Origin of the sequence: Arcicella rosea (assembly GCF_014204325.1) — a bacterium.
GTDB classification, from domain to species: Bacteria; Bacteroidota; Bacteroidia; order Cytophagales; family Spirosomataceae; genus Arcicella; species Arcicella rosea_A.
Window position 1 is genome coordinate 1 of record NZ_JACHKT010000076.1, and the last position, 1,052, is coordinate 1,052.

A 1,052-nucleotide genomic window follows, 5' to 3' on the forward strand; every position below is an offset into this window, starting at 1 on the left:
GGCTCAATCCTTAAATTAGGCTGATGACTTTTAATGTATATTTTTGTATTCAAAACATATAAGATATGCAAATACAACTACATAAGATTTTAGATGTTGGTATGTGTTACAATATACTTCGCAGTATTCGTTGGAACTTAGGCGTACAATGTACTAAATGCCAAAGCGAGTCAGTGATAAAGAATGGGAAAGACTCGACCAATCCCCATGTACAACGTTATCACTGTCAGAGTTGTCATAGCTATTTTGATGATTTAAGTGATACTATTTTTAGTGGTAGTCATCAACCTTTACACCATTGGATAACTGTTTTGTATTTAATGAACCTCAATGCTTCTACTCTGCAAATAACCCAAGAGTTAGAAATATCAGAAGATACAGTTCGTCGTATGTGCAATGCAATACGAGAAGGCATTGTTAAAAAAAACCTGATATTATCCTTTGCGGAGACGTTGAATCTGACGAATGCTATATCATCGCTGGACACAAAGGACAACCAGAAAACGTCAAAAAAGCGGGCAGAAAACCCCGTAGAAGACGTTTAAAAGGTAAACGTGGACGTGGAACAATTGAGGATGACAAATGTCCCGTCTTGGGTTTAGTCCAACGAGGCGGACTTGTCAAAATGACAGTTTTACCTAATGTTCAACAAAAAACAATCAAACCTATTATTGAAAAAACCGTTACTAAGTTCTCTACAATTCATACTGATGAGTATAACATCTATGCTAAACTTGAAAACTGGGAATACTATCATAAAACTGTCAATCATTCTTTGGGTCAGTATGCCAAAGATGAAGATGGTGACGGAATTTATGAAGTACACTGTAATACCCAAGAATGTATATGGTCTTTATTGAGACCTTGGCTCAGACCACATAGAGGAATAAGTCAAGAAAAGTTGCCATTTTATGTTGGGTATTTCGAGTTTTTGCATAACCTTAGAATGAGAGGTAAAAAGGCTTTACAAGAAACTTTTCAACTACTTTTAACGCCAGATTTGAGAAATTATCAACAATGTTTAATCATCAGCCCAGTTTAAGGGTTGAGCC

2 protein-coding genes are annotated in these 1,052 nt (G+C 35.9%); both read left to right on the top strand.

Features of this window, described 5'->3' with window-relative positions; all coding sequences use genetic code 11:
- Positions 1 to 65 precede the first annotated feature (65 nt).
- On the top strand, positions 66 to 545 hold the full coding sequence (locus HNP25_RS21750) for an IS1/IS1595 family N-terminal zinc-binding domain-containing protein (RefSeq protein ID WP_221432535.1): 480 nt from the start codon (positions 66 to 68) through the stop codon (positions 543 to 545).
- A complete protein-coding gene (locus HNP25_RS21755) occupies positions 476 to 1,042 on the top strand; it encodes an IS1595 family transposase (RefSeq protein ID WP_310587193.1) in 567 nt (188 codons plus the stop codon). Before HNP25_RS21750 ends, HNP25_RS21755 begins: the two co-directional genes overlap by 70 nt.
- The last annotated feature ends 10 nt before the right edge of the window (positions 1,043 to 1,052 follow it).